The organism is Chitinophaga sp., from assembly GCF_039596135.1.
GTDB lineage: Bacteria > Bacteroidota > Bacteroidia > Chitinophagales > Chitinophagaceae > Chitinophaga.
This window is the reverse complement of sequence record NZ_JBCNKH010000006.1, coordinates 136747-151816: the sequence shown is the minus strand read 5'-3', so window position 1 is coordinate 151816 and position 15070 is coordinate 136747. Positions and strand designations below refer to the sequence as shown.

Genomic DNA, 15070 nt, shown 5'->3' with positions numbered 1-15070 from the left:
GCATTTGGTAGTAAGAGAATGAAACGTACCACTGTTTATTCCGGATGGGCTCATATCTACAGCTATGTAGTTTGTAACTATGCAAGTCTTGATCCCATTTACCTTGTAACTGGTGGGTGTGATCCAGATGGATTTGGTGACGTATGTACTATCCAATCACAACCAGCCTATCCAGACGTGTACACATGTGAAGCTTATCCATTGGTTTATCTCAGAAGACCTTATTAATTCACATGGGATGAGATACCCTATCTCATCCCCACTTCCAATCCCATATAAGTAATGAAAAAGAAAATTCTATACCTCTCAATTATTAGTTGTATTGCTTTTTTTATTACCATTTTACTACACGTGCATTCGATATCTCTTCAAAATAATTCGAATGGCTTCAATCGCTTTTTCCCCAATGCCCGAATTGAACAATTAAATGAATGGACTCTTGCTGGAAATGCCTGGAAAATAGCAGGTACGCCCCATAAGTATATTTACCTAAATAACATCCGATACCTGAATGTCTTAACCAAATTTGATATCGATAAAAAAGACACTCAAGTAATCAGAATTCAGATGGACTATTCCGATACTTCCCATTTTAGTAATGCTGGTTTATATATTAATGACAGTAGTTTCTATCTAATAGATGGTAATGTGAGAAAAATTTACCGAGGAGAAACAAGAAAATGGAAAGCTCAATTTTTAAGATCTGATCGTATCCAATTCCTCTCCGCCATACCACTCTCCTCCGGCTCCTTTCTCTATTACATGCTAACCCGCGATAAAGGTTTCTACCTCGCAAAAAAATCAATCGGCTCAGACTCTCTTCAGAACGCCTTTGATCTACTTCAAAAACAACAAGACGAAGTCTTCAGCAAAGACGGTAAATTTACATTTGACAATTACTCCTCCAAAGCAGTCTATACTTACTCTTACCGCAACGAATTCATCGTCGCAGATACCAATCTTCAACTCCTCTACAGGGGCCATACCATCGATACCAACTCCATTGCAAAAATAACATTATCCACACCCGATGAAAACGGTATAATCAAAATGACCTCTCCACCATTCGTCGTAAACCGCAAATGCAGCGTTAGCCATGGCTACCTCTTCATCAACGCCGCTCTCAAAGCAGACAACCAATCAAAAAAACAATTCACCAACTCCCTCACCATAGACATCTACGACCTGAAAGACGGAAAATACTGCTCCAGCTTTCTCATCCCAAATGAGAAAAAAGCCAAACTCATGGAATTCAAAATGGAAGGCGACAAGTTTATCGCTCTATTTGATCAAACCTTAAAAGCATTCAAGGTTACAGTCGCCGGCATAAACCTAAATCGCAGATAAAATCATCCAAATAATTGTGAATTCCGTCCACCCCCTACTCCTCCCATCCTTCGTACCTTTGCCCCATGCAAAGATCAATTAACAAAATCAACACAAACCACCCCATCAGTGGTTCACTCTCATCATACCACTTCTATAGTCCGCTGCCTCTCCCCGACGGCAACACCATCGATCCATTCCTCCTCCTTCATCACCATGGCCCAATGACCTTGCCTCCCTTCAATCCAGGCATGCCATTCGGACCACACCCACACCGTGGCTTTGAAACCGTAACCTGGATCATAAAAGGTCACGTCGTACACAAAGACTCCCACGGCTTTCACAGCCGTATCGACGAAGGTGGCGTACAATGGATGACCGCCGCCCGCGGCCTCATTCACAATGAATATGTGGAAGACACCTTCAAGGAAACCGGTGGCGATCTGGAGTTGCTGCAATTATGGATCAACCTGCCTGCAAAAGACAAAATGATCCCACCTAAATACACCGGCTTACAAAAAGCCGATATCCCGGTTATAACAAATGACAAAGTGAAGATCACAATCGCAGGCGGTCAATGGAATGGTCATAAAGGGGCTTTACAGTCGATTACAGACATTAATGCTTATTTGGTGGATATCAGTGAAGGTGGCAGCACTACCATCAACGTAGCGAAGGAAAGAAACATTCTTTTTTACGTCCTTCACGGAGAGGTTACTGTCAATGGTCGCACCACCGGCGACAGAAGTATGGTACTCTTCAATAACGATGGAGAGGAGATTGAAATCAGTGCCAGCAAAGATGCGCTCATCCTATATTGCGATGGCCTGCCACTAAACGAGCCCATCGCCTGGCATGGCCCGTACGTGATGAACACACAAACGGAAATCATGGAAGCGATGCGCGATGAAAGAATGGGCAAATTCGGATTCTATATAGACTAAAAAATAAGGGCCGCTCCATGGAGCGGCCCTCTTATTATTAATGAATAATTCGCTTCAGTTGCAAATTCGTAACCGGCGCTACCACCAGCGGATATTTCTCAATCGTCACATAGCTTGAGTCCAGTCCAAAACCACGCTCCTCGGAAAGACTCACGCGTTTCAGCCAGAAATACATCCTCATGATCATACGCTCATACAGCGGCAGGTCATTATCATGTGAAAGGAACTTCTCCATTACAATAAACTGGAAGTCACCTACCACATTATTCTTACTCAGTGATTCATAACGGCTCGTGATATTCACCTCCTTATTCCTCACCATATCTTCCACCACCATTCTGAACATCAGGTTAATACGCTGTTCCACCTTAAATCCTAAGCGGAATTCCACACGAATCACCTCATTCGGAATAATCGTTTGTACAGAGTATTCGCTCAGATAAGGTTCATCCACCACATCTACGTGCACAAACCAATAGATATCCGCACGCTTGGGTTTTTTATTCAGGATAGAATAGATGATTTTATGTTCGATCTCCTTCGGATTGTCTGCACTACTCATATACACCAGGTGCGTAGCATACTTGGGTATAGTCGTATCGTTGCTCAGCTCCTGGATCACTGCCAGGTGATCTTCCAACCGTACGAATTCCACGTAACGGTTTTTGATCTTGCGGCTTTTAAACCACACCAGCATAACCAGGAACAGCACACCTGCTACAATCACTGTTACATAACCACCATGCATGAATTTTACCAGGTTGGCGAACAGGAAAGAGAACTCTATCGTAAAGTATATAATCAGGTAAAGTAGAATCAGGCTGACACGCACTCGCCGCGTGTATAAATAAAAGGCAAACAGACACGAAGTCATCAACATACAAATCGTAATGGAGAGACCATACGCCGCTTCCATGGCCCCCGATTCCTGGAAGATTAGTACGATGGCCGTACAACCTACCCACATCATAGTATTGATACCCGGAATATACAGCTGACCACGCATTTCAGTAGGATAATTGATCTTCAGCTTAGGCCACAGGTTCAGTCGCATCGCTTCTGAAATCAGGGTAAATGAACCGGAGATCAATGCCTGGCTCGCGATAATAGATGCCAACGTTGCGATTAAGATACCAAAGATCACAAACCACTCTGGCATAATGGTAAAGAACGGGTTCTGGTCCTTAGGCAGCATCGTGCCTTTATGGGTAAGCAACCATGCACCCTGTCCCAGATAGTTCAGGAGCAGGCAGGTTTTTACGAAAATCCAGGATACCCGGATATTGCCTTTACCACAGTGCCCCAGGTCAGAATACAGGGCTTCAGCACCTGTCGTACACAGGAATACGGCGCCCAGAATCAGGAACCCACGGGGATAGGTGGTTAACAATTGTATCGCATAGTGTGGGCTGAAAGCTTTCAATACAGATAAATCATCTGCCACGTGTGAAAGTCCCAGGATACCCAGCATAGAGAACCAAATCACCATGATAGGGCCAAACAGCTTACCAATAGAGTTGGTACCAAACTGCTGTACCACGAAAAGTAAGGTAATAATGGTCAGTACAATCTTCACAATTGTCCACTGACTAAGATCTTTGAATACTTCCAGTGTGCGTAGACCTTCGATTGCGGTCGTTACAGTAATAGGTGGGGTAATGATACCATCTGCCAGTAATGCGGCGCCGCCTATCATTCCGAAGATAACGGCCCATTTGGCGTGTCGCCGTACGAGTGCATATAATGAGAAAATCCCGCCTTCTCCTTTATTGTCGGCCCGAAGTGTCAGGATTACGTACTTAATAGTTGTTTGTAAAGTCAGGGTCCAGAAAATACAGGATATACCACCGATGACCAGGAGATCGCTAATGTAGTTTGTACCTATAATAGCCTTGAAAACGTATAACGGAGATGTTCCAATGTCACCGTAAATAATACCTAATGCTACTACTAAACCGGCCAGGCTAACCCTGTTAATGTCTTTTCTCACGAAATAAGTAATTAAATGAATAAGAGTAGTATTTCTTTTGATGTCGTAACTACCTCCCTTTAGGAGTGTGCACTCAAACAGTTCTACTACTCAAAAAAGCCATCAAAGGTAGTGTGAATTAAGCAATATAGAAAATTTTTTGTAAGAGTTAACACGGATGCTTCCCCGGTTAGCAAAGCCAGCGGCAGGGGGTTTGGGGGGGAGTAAAAACGATCTACGGGGGGCTTCAGACACTCATCAAGGAGCAGGCACAAAAAAACCCCGTCTCTGTTGAGACGGGGCCTTATATTTTTCTCAGTGAGAATTAGTTAGCTGGAGACAGATCTACAGTACCAGACTCACCAGGAGTGTTTTGTTTGATGAAACGACCGCGGTCGATACCTTGCTTGTCAGCCAGGTAGTCGATCACTGCATCAACACGGCGGCTGCTCAGGTCAACACCACCTTTCTTACCCTTAGCACCTGCGTGACCTGTTACCAGGATGTTACAAGTTGGGTTAGATTTCAGTGTGCTGGCAACAGAAGCCAGGATAGCTTCGTTATCAGAACCTACTTTAGTAGAAGCACCTTTGAATGCTACGCTAGGCAGAACCAGGCTGCTGCAGTTTGCAGTAGGCTGAATGTTCTTGCAGCACTCAGGATCTGGGCACTTACCAACACCATCAGCATCAACTGGCTGGCAATAAGTAGGAGTGATCAGTTGCTTGTCTTTGTAGTCAGGAACACCGTCACCATCAGTATCTTTAGCTACACCGTGAACATCAACTGGAGCACCAGCTGGTGTGTTTGGCTCGCGGTCGAACTGATCAGTTACGCCATCACCATCTGCATCAGGCAGAACTGGAGTAGGCAGTTTCATGTGACGAGGAGCGCTCAGCTCATTGTAAGCATAGTTGAGCGGATTAACCCACCACAGTGGTTCTACTCTCTTAGAAGTATTACCCAGGTTGAAGTTCAGACGTACGCTAGTGTAGCTGAATGCATCCTTGTGGCTAGAGTATGGAGAAGAATAACCGTCCAGGTAATCATCGAAATACAGGGTGTATTTCTCTTCAATACCGATGTTGAAACGTTTAGACACTCTGAAAGCTACGCCGGTACCGAAATCAGCACCATGACGCCACAGCTGGTTGTTGTCTTTACGACCGATGTTAGCTCTGTTACCCTGAGATGGAGCGTTTGATTCATAATCACCATCATAGATATTTTTCAGCTGATCCTTAATGTCTTTACGACTAGCGCCGAAGTTAACACCAGAATAGCTATAACCGTTACCGCTACCGTCTACTGCATCAACGTCAACGTCGATCAGACCCAGAGAGTAACCACCGAATACATACCAGTTAACTTTTGGCTGCGCCTTGTAGAACAGGATGTTGCTCAGGGAAGCGATCAGATCAAAAGACAGCTGGTGAGTAGCAGTTTTATAGTTAGGAACAATCATGCCGTTGTTTAAAGCAGCAGTTTTGGACCAAACAGAAGCAGCATTACCAGTCGCAGGGCGCAGTCTGTAATCCTGACCTTTGTCGAAAGAACCAGTATACTCAGCTCTTACAGAGAATGTATGACCCAGAGATTTTCTCAGAGAGATACCACCACCAAAACCTGGTTTAGCAGGAATGGTACCGTTGATCAAGTGCAAACCACCGTGGAAACCTAATTCCCACATATCGCGAGGTTTCGCAGGGAAATCATACTGGTGATTAGCGAAATTGTTTTGTTGTGCCTGTCTTGATGCTGGAACTTTGGTTGAATCCAGGGCGTCAAAAACAGGGGTAACTTGTGCATAACTGGAAGACGCCGCTAGGAGACTCATAGCGCCAGCCAGTAATAAGTACTTTTTGCTTGCCATAATTGTTTTCTATTTAAAAACTGTTAAAAATTTACTAATAACCCGTTTTTTTACCCAGCAAAGGTAAAATTCTCAAATGAATATTCAAATTTTTGTTGCAATATTATTTCTATTGATAACTGGTTAACAATTAACACTTAGGCCAAACTAATGTTATGCCGTACTTTGAAAGAGTATATAACGAATAAGCATATTTGTTATAACTAAAACAAAGTAATGTTAAAGTTTTGTTACTCCCTTATATACAAATTAGGGGCCAAATTGTTAAAATTTGATATTTTAAGCATAGATTAGCAATCTTTTTCAATCAACCATGGACGAGATTAAAAACCTGATCAGTAAGGAATTAAGGGATTTCGAGAGCAAATTTTCTGATGCAGTAAAGAGCAATGTCGCACTGTTGGACAGGATCATGCATTATATCGTTAAACGAAAAGGGAAGCAAATGCGCCCCATGTTCGTATTACTCTCGGCACGCCTGTTCAGTAATGACATCCAGGAAAGTACATACCGTGCCGCCGCCCTCGTTGAGCTGCTGCATACCGCTACCCTCGTTCATGATGATGTCGTGGATGATGCCAATGAGCGCCGTGGATTCTTCTCCATCAACGCTTTGTGGAAAAATAAGATCGCTGTGCTCGTGGGAGACTACCTCCTTTCCAAAGGCCTCCTCCTTTCCCTGAACAATAATGACTTCAGAGCACTCCAGATCCTCTCCCAGGCCGTAAAGGAAATGAGCGAAGGAGAACTGCTGCAGATCGAGAAAACACGTAAACTCAATATTAAAGAAGATATCTACTTCGAAATCATCCGCCGAAAAACAGCCTCCCTCCTCGCCGCCGCCTGCTCTGCCGGCGCCTGGAGTACCTCTAATGATGAAGAAACCGCTGAAAAAATGCGCCTCTTCGGCGAAAAAGTAGGCGTCGCCTTCCAGATCAAAGATGACCTTTTCGACTATGGCAGCGAAAAAATCGGAAAACCTACCGGCATAGATATACGGGAGAAAAAAATGACCCTCCCCCTCATCTATACATTGGAACACGCCTCGCCAGACGTAAGAAGAAAAATCATCAACATCGTAAAAAATCATAATACCGATAAAAACCGCGTGGAAGAAGTCATTACATTGGTAAAAGCTTCCGGTGGCATCGAGTATACACAACAGAAGATGTTCGAATACCGCGACGAAGCCATGGCCATCCTCCATAGCTTCCCCGATAGCAATATCAGGCAGGGACTCGAATCCATGGTCAGGTACACCACCGACCGCAACTTCTAATAATAATATGGGGACAATATAATGACTTGTTGGACAGTTCTTAATGAGAACAGGCCTAACTTTTTGAAATTTATACCCTATCTTCCGTTCAAACAAGAATCGCTCATCCTTCTTTAGATTATAGATGCAAAAACGCTGGACAGTCCGATCGTATCAACCAAAACAGGAAGCTTTGCTGCAGGCCTCCCTGCGCATACATCCCCTGTTATGCAGGTTGTTGGTGCAGCGCGGCATGCATACCTATGACGAATCAAGATTGTTCTTCCGCCCTACCCTGGCAGATCTTCATGATCCCTGGATCATGAAGGATATGGATAAAGCCGTATCCAGGATCGAACAGGCGTTCTTCAGGCATGAAAAGATTCTGGTGTTCGGCGACTACGACGTGGATGGTACCACCGCCGTAGCAACTGTATTCGATTTTCTACACTCCTTATATAATAATATAGAGTTCTATATTCCACACCGTTACCGCGAAGGCTACGGTATCTCTACCCAGGGCATTGAATACGCCAGGGACAACGACTTTAGTCTTGTCATCGCGCTGGACTGCGGCATCAAGGCCATCGACCAGATTACCTGGGCCGCCGATCATGGTATAGACTTTATTATATGTGATCACCACCTGCCAGATGCCATCCTACCTCCGGCCGTGGCTATCCTCAATCCCAAACAATACGACTGCCCTTATCCTTACAAGGAACTAAGCGGCTGTGGTATTGGCTATAAACTTATTACCGCCTTTGCCCAGAAGAAAGGTTTGCCGGAATCAGCTGTATACCGCTACCTGGACCTGGTGGCCACCAGCATCGCCGCCGATATCGTACCCATGACCGGCGAAAACCGTGTACTGGCCTTTCATGGACTGAAAAAAGTCAATGAATCTCCCCTACCCGGCATTCAGGCCCTCATCCAACTCAGTGGCCTCAAAGAACAACTCACTATCTCCAACCTGGTCTTCGTGATCGCCCCCCGCGTAAACGCCGCCGGCAGAATGGATGATGCCCGCAAGGCTGTGAACCTGTTCATTGAAAATGATATGGAAAAGGCCATGGAAATTGCAAAAGTGTTGCATGCAGACAACTTTGACCGCAAGGAAATAGATGGCAACATCACCAAAGAAGCCGTTGAACTGATTCAGAACGATACTACACTTCACAATAAAAAGTCGACCGTACTCTATAAACCCGACTGGCACAAAGGAGTCGTGGGCATCGTAGCCTCCCGCCTGATCGATAAATATTATTACAGACCGACCATTATCCTTACCCTCAGTAATGATAAAGTTGCCGGTTCTGCCCGCTCTGTGATTGGATTCAACGTATACGAAGCCATTCACCAGTGCAAAGACCTGCTGGAAAACTATGGCGGCCACTTCTACGCCGCCGGTATGACCCTCAAACCTGAAAACGTTGCCGCTTTCCAGGAAAAATTTGAAGAGGTCGTTGCCACCACCATCAATCCAGACCTGCTGATCCCGGAAATCACCATCGATACCGAAATAGGTCTGAAAGATATCACTCCCGCCTTTTTCAACATCCTCAGGCAGTTCGAACCCCTGGGCCCGGACAACCAACGCCCCGTGTTCCTGGTACGAAACGTGGTAGACAGTGGCTACTCCCGCCTGATAAAAGATGAGCACATTAAATTTTCTGTGAAACAAGGCAAACACCCTATTGCTGTGACAGGTATCGGCTTCTATATGTCTGACAAATTCTCCATTGTCAGCAGCCGTAAGCCTTTTGATATGGTCTTTACCATTGATGAGAATGAATGGAATGGTAAGATGAACCTCCAGATGAAAGTAATAGATATCCGCTCTCACTGACTTTTTACTACTCAAAGCGAGTAATGATCACCACAAATTGCAGGGAATCAAAACATTCGCCTTGATCCCCTGCGGACGGAGATTTGATAAGATCTCCTATGATAGGGCTTTCCGTTTTCTCTTTACTATAAAGGTAAGTATGGGGAAATGACGCCATAGTGCATGGCCGAAATCCATAATTACTATTCTTTTTACATGTCTCCCTTTAACTAAAAATCCCGTCCCACGATTAAATGGGACGGGATAAGGGCTTGCGCAATGCTATCAAAACGGCATCCCCAATGATTTATTATATCGCTTAATTGCTTTTTTCACCCATCAGCTCTACACTTCTGGTGACAAATGCCGTCAGATCCGCACCTGTCAACAGGTTTTGTGACAGCAATGCCAGATCAGCCAGGTTACGGATTTGCTTTTCCTGCCGTTGATCATTGCCTTCTTTCAGGATCTGCTGGTAAATCGGGTGATTCGCATTCACCGTCATATTGATTTCATCCGGCATATTTGCATACCAGCTCATACCACTGCCACCTACTGCTGCCATATCTTTCATACGACGCATGAATTCCGGACGTGTTACGATCACTGGCTGTGCTTCTGCACTCAACCCTTTCAGTTCCACTTTTACATGTTGCTGCGGGATCTTTTCGAACAGCGCTTTCAAACGTGCTTCCTGGTCCTGTGTCAGTACATGAGCTGTATTTTCATCCTTGTCAATCAGGTTGTCTGCAATGTCTGCATCTACACGGGTGAACTGTACTTTATCCCAGCGGGTCTCCATTTGATTCAGGAATGCAGCGTCCACCAGGCTGTCCAGCTTCACGATCTTATATCCCTTCGCTTTCGCAGCAGTGATATAACTATCCTGCTGTACCGGGTTGGTCGCATACAGGATCACCTGTTTTTCTTCTTTATTGGTTTGAATAGCAGCAGTTTCCTGCTTGTACTCATCGAGGGTATAAAATTTGCTGCCATCTGCATCTTCAAGAATGAGGAACTTGTTCCCTTTTTCCAGGAACTTATCGTCCGTCATCATACCATATTTGGCAAACAGGCCGATAGATTCCCATTTTTCTTCGAACCCTTTACGATCGTTTTTAAACATTTCTTCCAGCTTATCCCCCACTTTTTTGGTGATGTAAGAGCTGATCTTCTTCACATTCGGATCTCCCTGCAGGTAGCTACGGCTCACGTTCAGCGGGATGTCAGGACTATCGATCACACCGTGCAGCAGCATCAGGAACTCAGGCACAATATCCTTTACTTCGTCCGTCACAAATACCTGGTTGGAATACAGGCTGATCTTGTCTTTCTGGATTTCGTAACTCTTGTTGATCTTAGGGAAATAGAGAATACCAGTCAGGTTGAATGGATAATCTACATTCAGGTGGATCCAGAACAGTGGCGGCTCAGAGAAGGGATACAGTTCTTTGTAAAAGTTCTGATAATCTTCGGTTGTCAGCTCACTCGGCTTCTTAGTCCATGCAGGATGTGTATTGTTGATCTGGTTATCTTCATATTTAACCGGAACAGGCAGGAACTTACAGAATTTTTCGAGGATGGATTTAATACGATGCTCATCCAGGAATTCTTCACTTTCCTCGTTGATGTGCATGATGATATCAGTACCTCTGCCTGCCTCGCGGGTGGTTTCTTCCAGGGTATATTCAGGACTGCCATCGCACTCCCAACGTACTGCTGGTGCCTCTTTGTGAGATTGGGTGATAATTTCCACCACATTGCTCACCATAAATGAGGAATAGAAACCCAGACCAAAATGACCGATAATGTTAGTACCGTCACCCTGACCTTTATATTTATTCAGGAACTCTTCCGCACCGGAAAAGGCTACCTGGTTGATGTATTTGTCTACTTCTTCAGCTGTCATCCCTATCCCATTGTCGGAGATGGTCAGCGTTTTTTTCTCTTTGTCCAGTTTCACAGTGATGGCCAGCTCACCAAGTTCTCCTTTGAATTCACCTACACTTGCCAGCGTTTTCAGTTTTTGGGTTGCGTCAACCGCGTTACTTACGAGTTCGCGGATAAAGATCTCATGATCTGAATAGAGGAATTTTTTGATAATGGGGAAAATGTTCTCTGTCTGAACACGTATTGCTCCTTTCTGCATGGGTATCTGTGTTTTTGTGGATTCTTTTCAAAGGGTATGCCAGCGGGAAAATGCTGACAAAGTGACGGATAGGTATCAATCAATTCCTGCAAAAAAGAAAAATCCGATAACCCACTTACAATTACCCCCACCGCCGAAGATCAATCAAGTCCTGCAAAAAAGCCCCCCTGTCCATGGCAAATTCCCCCTCCTGCCGTCAGGCATATAAAAAAAGCCCTTCCTTGCTGCCGCAGGCCAGTTAACAATTATATCATGCAAAATATAACACAAATGTAGTAGATTTAACGCGTAACATCTCATGGCCCTTAAGAGATTTTCCACCCCTAACAACCATCTATTTATTACATGAAAAAAACTCTACTCCTAATCCTTACTGTCTTTGGTGTTCTGTGCTCCTTCGCGCAAACCCAACCCACGCCTCAGGCATTGCCCTACCAGCAAAACTTTGATGCACTGGCCACTACATCCACCACTTACCCTGACGGATGGCAGGGCTGGACACTCTCCGGCTCCCCTTCCTCCAGCTTCAATACCGCCGCCCCTGCATCAGACAAAGCGCTGACTACCGGCACCGCCTCCAGCACCGCCAACGGTGTATATAATTATAATGGTAAACTGGGTTTCCTCAACAGTGGCAGTGTGGACAACTCTCTTGCCCTGGCCCTCAACACCACCGGGCAGGTAAACATCTCATTGCAATACGACGTTATGACGCTGCGCAATCCATACGATGGCAGCAGTAATACCCGTATCAATGAAGTGATCTTACAATACAGAATCGGTAGCACTGGCTCCTTTACCAACATTACTGGTACAGAATATCAAAATGGTACTACCCTCCAGACAACCAGCGGTGTCACCACTCCACTAGACCCCGCTACCAAAACACTGGTACTCCCCGCCGCCTGCGAAAACCAGCCACTGGTACAGCTTCGCTGGGTAAACCGTCAGATCAGCGGCAGTGGCTCCCGCCCCTCATTTGCCATCGACAATATTATCGCCGGCAGTGGTGGTGCCGATACCACACCTCCGGTAATTGACTCACTCACACCACTGAACCACGAAACGAATGTACCACCCACCGCTACCCCCAGTATTATTTTCTCTGAAAATATCATTGCAGGCAGCGGCCACCTCACACTTCACAATGCTACAAACGGCACCCAGCAGGTATTTGACGTCACCAGCACTGCTATCGTAATCAGAAATCAGCTGCTCAGTATCATTACCTCTCTCGCTGGCAATAAATCTTATTACATCACCATCGATAGCGGCGCCGTTACAGACAATAGTGGCAATGCCTTTGCCGGTATCCCCGATAGCACCGTGTGGGCTTTTTCCACAGGTGCACAACAACTGGATTTTGATTTCAATAACTGTACTAGCGGTACAGGTGTAGTAGGCGGGTTCACTGCCTATAGCGTAACCGGTGCCCAGGTATGGGATTGTACCACTTTCGGCCAAACCCTGAATGGTGCCCAAATCAATGGCTATAGCGGAGGTCCTGTTGAAAATGAAGACTGGCTCATCTCGCCTGCTTTTGATTTCACAGGTTTTGATTATCCACTCCTCTCCTTCGCCAGCCGCACCGCTTTTGTAGGTCCATCTTTACAACTGCTCATCTCTACTAATTATGATGGCAGCAGCAATCCAAATACTGCCACATGGACGACTGTCAATGGGAGGTTCCCTGCTATCTCGTCAGATGCATGGAAAACGTCTGATAGTATTAACCTCGCTGGCTTTAAACAATCCAGCGTGTATATCGCTTTTAAATATACCTCTTCTCCTACACTGAATGCAGCCCGCTGGACGCTGGATGATTTACACGTATACAATAGCCCTCAGGCGCCATTACCGTCTGTTGACAAGTCTGCCAGCAGCCTGGATTTCGATTATGTAAAATCTGGTCAGACCTCTTCTTCGCAATACATTACCTTCAATGCCAACGACTTCACCGGACCACTCACACTCTCTACCAGTGCAGGTTTCCAGCTGTCTAAAGACAGTGCAGGTACTTACACTACCTCCCTGGATTATCCTGTCGACTCCCTGGCAGGTACAGTGAAAGTATGGGTAAGATTCGCGCCTACAACGGCTGATCAGGCATATACAGGTTCTCTCACTTTCACCAGTGCAAGCCTGAATACTGCGCCAATCGCACTTTCTGGCACGTCTTTACGCTCCCTGAAAGTGATGAACTGGAACATGGAATGGTTTGGTAGTCCTGCACAAAATCCGGCCAACGACAGTCTGCAGCAGGCAAATGCCACCGTAGTGCTGAAAAAACTGGATGCTGATATCTATGCACTCGCAGAAGTTGTAGACACCGCCCGCTTCAGAGCTGTCGTAAGCCAGATGCCAGGTTACAGCTATATCATTTCTGACTTTGGCTCTTATGCAGACAGCATCACTGATGTGGATTACACATCTGCACAGAAACTCACTTTCCTTTATAAAACGAGCGTGATCCGCTCTATTCGCTCCTATGGCGTATTGAGAAATGGGGGCAGCTCAAATGCTTATTACAACTGGTCTTCCGGCCGTTTCCCATTCCTGCTGCAGGCCACTGCCAATCTGAATGGAGATAGTGCACTGGTCAACTTCGTCCTCATTCACAGCAAGGCGAATACAGGCACCACAGCAGAAAAGATCCAGTCATGGCAACGTCGCAAAGATGGTAACCTGGAACTGAAAGACTCCCTGGATGCACAGTATCCTAACAGTAACTTCATCATTCTCGGCGATTTCAACGACGCATTGAATAAAACCATTACCACTGAGCTGGCGCCGGATACCACGACGTCTTATATAGATTTCATGAATGATACCGCGCACTATAAACCACTTACTTTGCCATTGAGCCTGGCAGGCGATCAGTCTACTACCGCTTATACAACCGTAATTGATAATGTGATCGCTTCCGACGAAATGGCCATCGCTTACCTGCCAGGTTCAGCGAAGATCCATAAGGAAGTCGCTCAGCTGATCAGTAGTTACAGCAGCACTACCAGTGACCACTACCCGGTACAGACCAATTACAACCTGCGCATCCTGGGCAATCCTGTTACTGCCCAAAACTTCAATGCTGTAGTGGATTCAGGCAATGTAAAAGTGACCTGGTCTACAGATTACGAAATCAACACAGACTATTTTGTAGTGGAGAAAACCCGTAACCTGCGGAACTACGAAGCGGTAGATACCCTCGCCGCACAGGGTAACAAAGACGTAGCAACCAGTTATCTCTCTTACGATTATCAGCCATGGCTGGGATTCTCCTGGTACCGCCTGAAGATTGTAAGCAAAGACGGCAGCGTTCGCTACAGCGAAAATGACAAGGTATATGTATCTTTGATAGACCTGATCAAAAAACTCATCTGGTGCATCATCGGGCATAACCTCCAGGTTTGGGTGGATATGGAAAAGCCTGGACCAGCCCAGTTTGAACTGATAGATATGCAGGGACGCAGCCGCTTCAAATCACAACAATTTGTAAACAAAGGCCGCAACACTAAAACCATTGATGTGAACGCTTTGCCTAATGGTATATATATATTAAGGGTACAAAGCCTCGATGGGGTAACAACTAGTAAGATATTGATTACCAGATAACTATAGCCGGCAATAACCCTTGCCGCCCGCAAAAAACCACTTCCGCCTACGGCAGAAGTGGTTTTTTGCTTTTATTGATAATAAAGCACTATCTTTGCGATCCAATTTTTT

8 protein-coding genes are annotated in these 15070 nt (G+C 45.5%); 5 read left to right on the top strand and 3 right to left on the bottom strand.

Translation table 11 applies throughout. The annotated features are described in order from the left end of the window. Positions 1–648 precede the first annotated feature (648 nt). The gene (locus ABDW16_RS06815) at positions 649–1347 is read left to right on the top strand and encodes a hypothetical protein (protein ID WP_343668616.1); all 699 of its coding nucleotides are present in this window, start codon (positions 649–651) and stop codon (positions 1345–1347) included. A gap of 65 nt (positions 1348–1412) precedes the next feature. Continuing rightward, complete coding sequence (locus ABDW16_RS06810; RefSeq protein ID WP_343668614.1) at positions 1413–2270, top strand: pirin family protein; 858 nt, start codon at positions 1413–1415, stop codon at positions 2268–2270. 37 nt (positions 2271–2307) lie between these two features. Here ABDW16_RS06810 and ABDW16_RS06805 read toward each other — a convergent pair whose 3' ends face one another. Next, positions 2308–4260, bottom strand: a complete 1953-nt coding sequence (locus ABDW16_RS06805) for a KUP/HAK/KT family potassium transporter (protein ID WP_343668612.1) — start codon at positions 4258–4260, stop codon at positions 2308–2310. A 304-nt stretch (positions 4261–4564) separates the two neighbouring features. Continuing rightward, a complete protein-coding gene (locus ABDW16_RS06800) occupies positions 4565–6112 on the bottom strand; it encodes an OmpA family protein (RefSeq protein WP_343668610.1) in 1548 nt (515 codons plus the stop codon). Positions 6113–6425: 313 nt separating this feature from the next. Here ABDW16_RS06800 and ABDW16_RS06795 point away from each other — a divergent pair, with 313 nt between their 5' ends. Both ABDW16_RS06795 and recJ read left to right on the top strand, forming a co-directional pair. Next, positions 6426–7391 (top strand): polyprenyl synthetase family protein, encoded by a 966-nt coding sequence (locus tag ABDW16_RS06795; RefSeq protein WP_343668608.1) that lies wholly within the window; start codon positions 6426–6428, stop codon positions 7389–7391. Between the two features lie 124 nt (positions 7392–7515). After that, positions 7516–9219, top strand: coding sequence for a single-stranded-DNA-specific exonuclease RecJ (recJ, locus tag ABDW16_RS06790; RefSeq protein ID WP_343668606.1), 1704 nt, complete (start codon positions 7516–7518; stop codon positions 9217–9219). A 298-nt stretch (positions 9220–9517) separates the two neighbouring features. Here the strand turns inward: recJ and htpG are convergent, their stop codons facing one another. Beyond that, a complete protein-coding gene (gene htpG, locus ABDW16_RS06785; protein WP_343668604.1) occupies positions 9518–11347 on the bottom strand; it encodes a molecular chaperone HtpG in 1830 nt (609 codons plus the stop codon). A gap of 345 nt (positions 11348–11692) precedes the next feature. Here htpG and ABDW16_RS06780 point away from each other — a divergent pair, with 345 nt between their 5' ends. After that, positions 11693–14959 carry an Ig-like domain-containing protein gene (locus ABDW16_RS06780; protein WP_343668602.1) on the top strand — a complete coding sequence of 1089 codons (3267 nt, stop codon included), beginning with the start codon at positions 11693–11695 and terminating at the stop codon, positions 14957–14959. Positions 14960–15070: the final 111 nt, after the last annotated feature.

Coding starts and splice junctions, on each gene's coding strand:
- ABDW16_RS06810 (WP_343668614.1), top strand. CDS start 1,413: ATGCAAAGATCAATTAACAAAATCAACACAAACCACCCCATCAGTGGT.
- ABDW16_RS06800 (WP_343668610.1), bottom strand. CDS start 6,112: ATGGCAAGCAAAAAGTACTTATTACTGGCTGGCGCTATGAGTCTCCTA.
- ABDW16_RS06795 (WP_343668608.1), top strand. CDS start 6,426: ATGGACGAGATTAAAAACCTGATCAGTAAGGAATTAAGGGATTTCGAG.
- recJ (WP_343668606.1), top strand. CDS start 7,516: ATGCAAAAACGCTGGACAGTCCGATCGTATCAACCAAAACAGGAAGCT.
- htpG (WP_343668604.1), bottom strand. CDS start 11,347: ATGCAGAAAGGAGCAATACGTGTTCAGACAGAGAACATTTTCCCCATT.
- ABDW16_RS06780 (WP_343668602.1), top strand. CDS start 11,693: ATGAAAAAAACTCTACTCCTAATCCTTACTGTCTTTGGTGTTCTGTGC.